General features: G+C 55.1%; 11 protein-coding genes and 1 riboswitch. Of the genes, 1 reads left to right on the top strand and 10 read right to left on the bottom strand.

Annotated features, from left to right (window positions below):
- Positions 1 to 19 precede the first annotated feature (19 nt).
- From NNN71_RS21985 to NNN71_RS21960, 6 genes are all read right to left on the bottom strand, one after another.
- Complete coding sequence (locus NNN71_RS21985; RefSeq protein ID WP_064542884.1) at positions 20 to 790, bottom strand: ABC transporter ATP-binding protein; 771 nt, start codon at positions 788 to 790, stop codon at positions 20 to 22.
- Positions 790 to 1,761: an ABC transporter substrate-binding protein gene (locus NNN71_RS21980; protein ID WP_163446084.1), complete on the bottom strand. Its 972-nt coding sequence runs from the start codon at positions 1,759 to 1,761 to the stop codon at positions 790 to 792. Before NNN71_RS21980 ends, NNN71_RS21985 begins: the two co-directional genes overlap by 1 nt.
- Positions 1,762 to 1,812: 51 nt before the next feature.
- The gene (locus NNN71_RS21975) at positions 1,813 to 2,643 is read right to left on the bottom strand and encodes an ABC transporter permease (RefSeq protein ID WP_271459335.1); all 831 of its coding nucleotides are present in this window, start codon (positions 2,641 to 2,643) and stop codon (positions 1,813 to 1,815) included.
- 9 nt (positions 2,644 to 2,652) lie between these two features.
- Positions 2,653 to 3,999, bottom strand: coding sequence for an LLM class flavin-dependent oxidoreductase (locus NNN71_RS21970; protein WP_163446082.1), 1,347 nt, complete (start codon positions 3,997 to 3,999; stop codon positions 2,653 to 2,655).
- Positions 4,000 to 4,142: 143 nt separating this feature from the next.
- The gene (locus tag NNN71_RS21965) at positions 4,143 to 5,462 is read right to left on the bottom strand and encodes a voltage-gated chloride channel family protein (RefSeq protein WP_271459334.1); all 1,320 of its coding nucleotides are present in this window, start codon (positions 5,460 to 5,462) and stop codon (positions 4,143 to 4,145) included.
- 70 nt (positions 5,463 to 5,532) lie between these two features.
- A riboswitch (Fluoride riboswitch) is annotated at positions 5,533 to 5,594 on the bottom strand.
- Positions 5,595 to 5,622: 28 nt separating this feature from the next.
- Positions 5,623 to 6,093, bottom strand: a complete 471-nt coding sequence (locus NNN71_RS21960) for an Lrp/AsnC family transcriptional regulator (RefSeq protein WP_271459333.1) — start codon at positions 6,091 to 6,093, stop codon at positions 5,623 to 5,625.
- Between the two features lie 138 nt (positions 6,094 to 6,231).
- Here NNN71_RS21960 and NNN71_RS21955 point away from each other — a divergent pair, with 138 nt between their 5' ends.
- Positions 6,232 to 6,843, top strand: a complete 612-nt coding sequence (locus NNN71_RS21955; RefSeq protein WP_223803889.1) for a LysE family translocator — start codon at positions 6,232 to 6,234, stop codon at positions 6,841 to 6,843.
- 40 nt (positions 6,844 to 6,883) lie between these two features.
- On the opposite strand, the gene NNN71_RS21950 is transcribed toward NNN71_RS21955, so the two are convergent.
- From NNN71_RS21950 to NNN71_RS21935, 4 genes are all read right to left on the bottom strand, one after another.
- Positions 6,884 to 7,156: a GNAT family N-acetyltransferase gene (locus NNN71_RS21950; RefSeq protein WP_163446079.1), complete on the bottom strand. Its 273-nt coding sequence runs from the start codon at positions 7,154 to 7,156 to the stop codon at positions 6,884 to 6,886.
- A gap of 11 nt (positions 7,157 to 7,167) precedes the next feature.
- Positions 7,168 to 7,401 carry a 4Fe-4S mono-cluster protein YjdI gene (gene yjdI, locus NNN71_RS21945; protein ID WP_064542861.1) on the bottom strand — a complete coding sequence of 78 codons (234 nt, stop codon included), beginning with the start codon at positions 7,399 to 7,401 and terminating at the stop codon, positions 7,168 to 7,170.
- Between the two features lie 67 nt (positions 7,402 to 7,468).
- On the bottom strand, positions 7,469 to 8,002 hold the full coding sequence (locus tag NNN71_RS21940; protein ID WP_167575080.1) for a hypothetical protein: 534 nt from the start codon (positions 8,000 to 8,002) through the stop codon (positions 7,469 to 7,471).
- 176 nt (positions 8,003 to 8,178) lie between these two features.
- Positions 8,179 to 8,874 (bottom strand): porin, encoded by a 696-nt coding sequence (locus NNN71_RS21935; RefSeq protein WP_064542854.1) that lies wholly within the window; start codon positions 8,872 to 8,874, stop codon positions 8,179 to 8,181.
- Positions 8,875 to 8,905: the final 31 nt, after the last annotated feature.

Raw genomic sequence — 8,905 nt, 5'->3', positions numbered from 1 at the left:
CGCATATTACAAACAATAATTAATGCAGACCAAACTCAGCCATTAATTGCTGACGCAGGACGACGAACTCTGTGCTGCTACGTTCGCGCGGGCGTGGCAGCGAAACTTCAATAGTGCGAATCGGGTCGCCCTTAATTTTCGGCAGAATCAGCACCCGGTCAGCGAGATAAATCGCCTCTTCCAGATCGTGCGTCACCAGCACCATCGTCATCTTTTCCGCATCACGAATACGGACCAGTTCTTCCTGCATGGTGATTTTAGTCATCGCATCCAGCGCGCCCAGCGGTTCATCCAGCAGCAGAATTTCTGGCTGAATGGTCAGGGCGCGGGCAATTCCCACACGCTGAGCCATGCCGCCGGAAAGCTGGTTCGGTAGCGCCTGCTCGCAGTGGCTGAGGCCCACCAGCTCAATCGCCTCTTTCGCCCGCGCTCTGGCCTGCTTGCGCGGCACGCCCTGTACGTCGAGGCTGAAGCTGACATTCTCCAGCACCGTCAGCCATGGCAGCAGGCGTGGCTCCTGGAAAATCACCGCGCGCTCGCGGCTCATGCCATGCACCGCCTGACCGTCAATCACCACGTCGCCCGCATCCGGCGTTTCCAGCCCCGCCAGAATACGCAGCAGCGTGGTTTTCCCGCAGCCGCTCGGCCCAACGATGGCAATGCTCTGCCCGCTCTCAATCTGTAAGTTCAGGTCGCGGAAAACGTCGAACGGTTTACCTTCCAGCGAGAACGTTTTGCGTAAGCTACGAATCGAAATATCGCCGCGTGGCGTCTGAAGTGTCGCAGTCATCACACACCTTCCGTTTTCAGCAAAATATTAGAGGCCTTGAGCTGACCTTTTTTCAGCACGCCATCACGCTCGAGGATATCCAGCCAGAACTGCACGTCGTGTGGTTCAGACTGGCCGCCTTTACGCACGCCGTAGCCGGTAAAGTACTTCGCGACCTCCGGGTTCTCACCGCGTTCCTTAAGGATTTTGGCCATAATTTCGCGCACTTTTTCCGGATTGTCGCGAGCGTAGTCCAGGGCACGCGCCGACTCCACCACGAAGATGCGCGCCGCATCAGGGTGCTGCTTAACGAAGTCAGCACGCAGCACCGTGAAGCCGCCGGCAATCGGCCCGAGTACGTCGGCATCGTTGAAGATTGGACGCAGGCCGCCGTGGCTGCGCGCCGACCCTTCAAAAGTGGTTTGCCAGTAGCCAAATGCCGCAACGTCGACCTGACCAGAGCGTAAAGTTTGTTCCAGCTGCGGGCCCGGCACGACCACCGGTTTCGCCGCGTTTTCCGGCAGATGGGCCTGACGCAGCGCCTCGCGTAACGTGTAATCCAGGTGCGCTCCCAGGGTATTCACCGCCACGCTTTTTCCGGCTAAATCTTTGATCGATTTAATCGGGCTATCTTCCTTCACGTAGAAGATAGATTTGGTGGTCTCGTTAATACCGTTGGTAGGGTAAGCGGCGACAAAATCGTTACCGTTAGCAATGGCGTTAATCACCGCCGGCGTGGCTGCCGATCCGATATCAATGCTGTTCGATGCCAGCGCAAATAAAGACTCCGGGCCACCGCTGGCATAACCGGCATTTTTGATCGACACCCCGGTATCCTTAAAATAACCCAGCGCGTCGGCTAATTCGTGGGCGGAAATACCGCCGTAGCTCGCCATATAGCGCATCGTGACCGCTTCCTGAGCCCGCACTGATGTGCTGATGCCAAAGAGGAAAAGTATCGCCACCCACACAAAAGAGATCTGTTTTTTCATTATTGAAATTCCCATCAGGCTAAATTTAAAAACGCAAAATAACGTGCAAAATTAATGGTTACGTGAGTTCCAGCGACACAGACGACGCTGCAACAGGACCAGAATGGCGTTCGCTAATAGCCCGGCAAACGCCAGCAGGAATATCGCCGCAAACATCATCGGTATTTGGAAGTTATATTGCGCATTCATCACCCGGAAACCGATCCCCTGATTCGCGCCAATCATTTCTGCGGCAATCAGCAGCAGCAGCGCGGTCGTCGCGGAAAGACGCAGCCCAACAAAGATGGACGGCACCGAGGCAGGAACAATCACCCGGTAAAACAGCGTCAGTCGTCCGGCGCCAAAGGTTCGCGCCATCTCCAGCAGCTTGCCATCCACCTCTTTCACACCGCTAATGATCGACAGCAGAATCGGGAACAGCGCCGCCCAAAAGATAACGAACACTTTTGACGTTTCGCCCAGGCCCAGCAGCAGGATAAAGATGGGATACAGCGCCAGCGCCGAGGTCTGGCGGAAGAGCTGTAAGATAGGATCCAGCGCCTGCTCCAGCGGGCGTATTTGTCCCATAAACAGCCCCAGCGGAATCCCCACCACGATAGCGGCGGCAAAGGCTAACCCGGCGCGCTGTAAACTGATGGTGATGTCACCCAGCAGTGCGCCCTGAGTAATACCGTTCCACAGCGCGGCAAAGATTTTATCCAGCGGCGGGATCACCGCTGCGTTAAGCCAGCCTGCGGTGCTGGCGATTTGCCAGCCGGCAAAAAACAGCACCAGCAGGCCGTAGCGAGCAATCAGCGACAGGCTGCGCTGATACCATTGCCGGTAGGCGGGCGCGGTTGTCTGGCGAGCCTTCAGGCGAATTCGGGTGGTGGAATAGAACATAGATCCTCCTCAAGCCACTTTGGCATTGCGCGCAGCGCTGTAGCGGTTATCGGCAAACGGCAGCCCCAGGTTTTCGCGCAGCGTTTTGCCTTCATACTGGGTACGGAACAGGCCGCGTTTTTGCAGAATAGGCACCACCAGCTCGATAAAGTCATCCAGCCCGCCCGGCAGCCACGGCGGCAACACGTTGAAACCATCTGCGGCCTCGTTCTCAAACCACGCCTGCAGCGTGTCGGCCACCTGCTCCGCGCTTCCTACCACGGTAAAGTGCCCGCGCGCGGTCGCAACCCACTGGTAGAGTTGGCGAATGGTGAAGTTGTTTTCGTCGGCGATCTGGCGGATCAGTTCCGGACGCGATTTCATCCCTTCGGTTACCGGCAGCGGCGGCAGCGGGCCATCAGGATCGAATTTACCCAGGTCGATCCCCCCACCGGCCAGGCCGTTCAGTAGCGCAATGCCGTCGGCTTCGACGATAAGCGAAGTCAGCTTGTGGTATTTCTCTTTGGCCTCTTCTTCGGTACGGCCAATAAACGGCGCGACACCGGGCATGATCAGCACGTGATCCGGGTTGCGGCCTGCTGCTCTGGCGCGAGATTTAATATCGCGATAGAAGGCCTGCGCCGTCTCCAGATGCTGGTGTGAGGTGAAAATGACTTCGGCGGTGGCAGCCGCCAGCGCACGTCCGCTTTCAGATTGCCCGGCCTGCACGATCACCGGCTGGCCCTGAGGAGAACGCGGCACATTCAGTGGCCCGCGAACTTTAAAGAATTTGCCGACGTGATTCGTGTCGTGCACTTTATTGCGATCAAAGAACTGGCCGGAGGCTTTATCGCGCAGGAACGCGTCATCCTCGAAGCTGTCCCACAGCTTTTTGACCACTTCAACGTGCTCTTTCGCCCGCTGATAGCGATATTCGTGCGGATGCTGAGTATCGAGGTTGAAGTTATGCGCCGCAGCCTCCGTCGCCGTGGTCACGACGTTCCAGCCTGCACGGCCGCCGGAGATTAAATCCAGCGAGGCAAACTTGCGCGCCAGGTTGTACGGCTCTTCATAAGTGGTCGAGGCAGTCGCGATAAAGCCGATATTGTTGGTCAGCGGGGCCAGCGCGGAAAACAGCGTCACCGGTTCAAAACCGGCCACCTTGGCGGTGCCGCCATCGGTCACGCCAGAAGCCGGAATCGCCAGGCCATCGGCCAGGAAGTAAGCATCAAACAGCCCGCGTTCGGCGGTTTGCGCCAGTTGTTTGTGGAATTCAAAACTGGTTGCGCCGTCGGCAGGCTGATCCGGATGACGCCATGCCGCAATATGCTGGCCGCCGCCGGGAAGAAAAGCACCTAATTTGATTTGTCTGCTCATTCTGGTTTTCTCCTGATTCGATGCCTGATAGTTGGGCTGGAACCAAGATAGCCAGAATGCGCAGCCATTCTGAAATAACAAATATTGAGTTCGTTATTTACATTTTCGCAATAAGAATTCCACTCCGTTACAACAATACGTTATTAGCTATCCGCTTTCGCTTCATCCACTGGAGGCTGCGGGCGCAAATTTTTACGCTGCCAGGCCGGAAGTTCCGCCAGTGTGATCCCGACGGGCACCACCCGATGCTTCAGACAAGCAACCCGCTGAGAACGATAGATTCCGCTATAGCCGGAGACCAGCCAGGCGACCACGCAGGCCATCGCGGCATACACGCCAATCTCCGCGCCAAACAGCTCAATCGCCATCAACGTCGAGGCGATCGGCGTGTTGGCGGCCCCGGCAAAGACAGCAACAAAGCCCAGGCCGGCCAGGAAAGCGAACGGAAGATGTAGCAGCGGCGCCAGCGCGTTACCCAGCGTGGCACCGACATAGAATAAAGGCGTCACCTCACCGCCTTTAAAACCGCTGCCCAGCGACATGACGGTAAAAGCCAGCTTGCCGAGAAAGTCCCACGGTGCCAGGGGGTGCTGAAAAGCATCAACAATCACCGGAATACCAAGACCAATATAACGATCCCCCTGCAACAGATAGACCGCCAATACCACAATCACCCCGCCGATAAACGGACGTAGCGGCGCATACGCCACGTATTTTTTCATCACACCGCCAATCAGGTGCGTGGCATCAGCAAAGACGCGCGCCGCCAGGCCAAAACAGCAGCCAGCAGCCATCACCGCCCCCAGCGTCCACAAGGAGAGTGACGGAATCAACGACATTGCGTAGTGGGTATGGTGTACACCCCACATCAGCCCCACCTGGTCAGCCACCACCGCCGCCAGCAGGCAGGGGAAAATGGCGGTGTAGTGCATGCGGCCAATCGCCATCACCTCAAGACCGAAAATAGCGCCGGCAAGCGGCGTGCCGAATACCGAGGAGAAGCCAGCGCTGACCCCCGCCATCAACACCATTCGGCGCGCGTCGTTATTGAGCTTGAGCAACGAGGTAAACTGGTCAGCGATAGAAGCGCCCATTTGCACCGCAGTGCCTTCACGCCCAACCGACGCGCCAAACAGATGCGAAACGACGGTACCGATATACACCAACGGCGCCATCCGCAGAGGAATGGTGTTCGCCGGGCGATGTACCTCTTCAAGGATCAGGTTATTCCCGCCCTCTACCGAGCGGCCAAAGCGCAGGTAGAGCCAGCCGACGGCAAAACCGGCAAACGGCAGCAGCCAGATCAGCCAATGATGCGTGATGCGCGTCGCGGTTGCCCAATCGAGTGAAAAGAGGAAGAGCGCGGAGGCGGAACCGGCCAACATAGCAATCACTGTCGCCAGCAGCAGCCACTGCAAAAGAAAGAAAAGCGTATTTTTACGCGCGAAGTGTTCAGAAATCATGGACGCATCCTTAGATGAATTGATCATCCTGGACGCGGTAGAGGTGTGCCTGTTCATTCCCGGTCCAGGAATAAAAACAGGCATCATCAGCCACACGGCGGTTCAAGGGGGAATGCCATCCCCTGTCGCCCTACTTTAACACATGAAACGTTTCAGCCAACTATTTCTCTTTCAGCGTCTCCAGCGGGAAAGCGCGATCCTGCACGACGGTTTTCATCACCAGCGTCGAGCGCAGGTGCTGTACGCCCGGCATGGCCGAGAGCTTTTGGTCGTAGAGCTTCTGGAACGACGAGAGATCGCGCGTGACCACCTGCATTAAATAGTCGGGGTCGCCAAACAGCCGCTGGGCCAGTACGATCTGTGGGATCTCTTCCACCGCCTCCTCAAAGGCGCTAACCGCTTTGCGGTCACCCTCTTTAAGCGTCGCAAACACCAGCGCCACAAAATTGAAGCCCATCTTGCCTGGATCAAGGTTGGCGCGATAGCCGGTAATCACCCCCTCATGCTCCAGCGCCCGCAGGCGTCGATGGCACGGCGAGAGGCTCAGGTTTACCCGTTCAGCCAGCTCGGTGATAGATAAACGGCCATCCGCCTGTAGTTCAGCAAGAATTTTTCGATCAATGCTATCCATTTAGAAGATTCTCTCTCTGCGCGCGAAATTCCAGCATAACATTGAAAGCTCATTGCGCGGAAATAACGATATTCTTTCTCGATATCGGGTCAGGGTTTTCGGGGATAACGCAATGAAAAATAATGGAGAATGTGGGTCATGGAGATGAGCTTAGTGGCCGGTTTCTGGCTGGTGTCGTTTTTGCTGATCATGACGCCAGGGGCCGATTGGGCCTACACCATCAGCGCCGGAATCCACGGTCGGCGCATTGTTCCGGCGGTAGCCGGGCTGATGTCCGGGCATCTGCTGGCGACCATCGTGGTGGTCGCGGGCGTTGGCGTACTGATTGCCGGGCATCCGCTGGCGCTGTCGGCTATCACGCTACTGGGCGCGTTCTATTTATTGTGGTTAGGCATTTCCCTGCTGCGCCACCCGGCAACGGTCTCCAGCGCCAGCCTGCAGAGCGGCGGCTGGAATCGGTGGGTGCTGAAAGGGCTGTGCATCAGCGGCCTGAATCCCAAGGTTTTTCTGTTGTTTCTGGCGCTGCTGCCGCAATTTACCGATCCACACGGTCAGTGGCCGCTGGCACTGCAAATGTCGGCGCTGGGGCTGATGCATCTGCTGACCTGTACGCTCATCTATCTGCTGGTAGGTTACGGTTCACGTGCGCTACTCACCAGCCGTCCACAGGCCGCGCGGGTCGTCAGCCGGATATCCGGAGGATTGATGGTGGCTATCGCGGCGATGCTGATCATTGAACAGCTCCGCTAAAAGCGAGGAAATCGCGCCAGCCTGCGCTGGCGCAAAAAGGTCAGGCGCGAATATCGTCGTATTCGCGAGTCTTATCAAACTCATGCTTGGCAAACGGGCACAGAGGGATCACTTTTCGTTGTTCCTGGCGCATCTTTTCCACCACCTTCGCCACCAGCTGTTTCCCGACCCCCTGCCCTTTCAGGCTGGGGTCGACATCGGTGTGCTCAATAATGCTCAAATGCTCGCCGGTCGGCACAAAGACGATTTCCGCCACCTGGTTGCCGTTTGCATCATTCACATAAAACTTGTTATGCCCTTCCAGAATCTCCATCGCACCCTCGCTTAGTCATGATGACGGTATTTCAGCGCCCCACTTGGGCAGGTATCGATCACCCGCACCACCGTGGCAACGTCCACTTCATCCGGGATAATCCACGGTTTCCGCTTCAGGTTAAACAGCTTGCTGCTGCCTCTGACGCAATTGCCGGAGTGCTGGCAGATGTCGGTGTTGAAATAGACATCAATCTTTTCCCCGGTATAGACGCGATAGCCCGCATCCTGTAGTTCCTTATCCATGACATTGCCTCTATTTTTTATATGGGTTCGAGGCTAAGCATAGACCTGGGGCGATGGAGACCGCCACTCATTTCACCGTGACCTCGTTACGGATTCGGTTCTGGAACTCGGTAGATTGGGCAGCGAACTTCTGCATTTTGTCGGACAGGTCGCGCAACACGCGAGTGCCGTCGTTTGAACGCCCGTACAGATAATCAAAATAGACCGTGCAATCGGCCAGCTTGCAAAGCTTGGCGTAATCATCCTGCAGATGCGGGAAGTAAATGAAGATCAGCGCCTTTATTTTCGAATGAAGCTGCGTGTTATCACCATTAATGCTGGGCTGCGTACTACGATATTCGGCATCCTGCTTTTTCTTTAATTTGGCAATAAAAAAACTGATGCTGGCCAGCCGCTGGGTGTGCCACTCAATTTCCATCGCCAGCAACTCCTCATATTTTTGTAGTATCTTTTGCTGTTTTTCCTCTTCTCTTTTTAACTCGAATTCAGTATGCATCTTTTTTTCTATTTTCATTTCTGTGCGCATGATGAGAAACCATCCGCCCCCCAGAATCAGGAAACAGACGATGAGAAGTAATACTACGACGATAGCGCTGTCCATACACGAACCTCTTCGATGATGTGAATACGAAAGACGTGGGGTAATAGCGACACAACTGCGCTTTAACATTAATTAAATTATTCAGGCGGAGTACAAATAAGGTGTGGCAAGGTTTGCAGGGAAAAGTAGAGAACCCCGGCCAGCTTCGCCGGGGGTTTCACTAAAGCAGGAGGCAATTAGAAGGAGTAAGCGACACCCACACGGAAACGGGTCTGGCGGTCATCACGATCGTTGACGCCTACGTTACCCACTTCGCCATACGGAGCCCAGTTTTTGTCGATTTTATATGCCACTTTCACGTTATATTCCTGAGAATATGGCTTGTTGTTGTTACGTGCATTGCCTTCTGAGCTACGTGCATAGACGTAGTTCAGCTCGGTACGCCAGTCACCGAACACGTAACCAGCCCATGCATCACCACGGTTAACTTTGTCATCGTCTTTATTGGCATTTGACGGATAACGGGTGTAGTCGTAACGATAACGCGCGGCTACGTAGAAGCCGTTGTCGAAGCTATATTGAACGCGCAGGTTCGGCTTATAAATAGAACGGCTGTCGTTACTTTCAATATTAAAGCCAGGCTGAATGGAGAAGTTTTTATTAAATTTGTATTGGTAGCTAATAGATTCTTCATGACCGTTACCGACGAAGTCAGAGAACGGTTGATCGGTGTTGTTACCACCTGATTTCCATTTTGCTTCAACGGAGAAACCAAAGCCGTTTGCAAAACGGTGAGAGACAGAAACGCGGTCAGCGTTCGTTTTATCAGTTTTACCGCCGTCAATAAATTCATGACGGAGATCGACAGTAACTGCGGATGCTGCGAAAGAGGCGCCACATAATGCCATCAGGACCAGAGATTTTTTAAACATGCAATAACCCTCAATTGGAATTGTGTTTCAT

Source organism: Kluyvera sp. Awk 3, assembly GCF_028069715.1.
Classification (GTDB): Bacteria; Pseudomonadota; Gammaproteobacteria; order Enterobacterales; family Enterobacteriaceae; genus Kluyvera; species Kluyvera georgiana_A.
The sequence above is the reverse complement of the archived record's forward strand: the minus strand, read 5'-3'. Positions and strand labels throughout refer to the sequence as shown.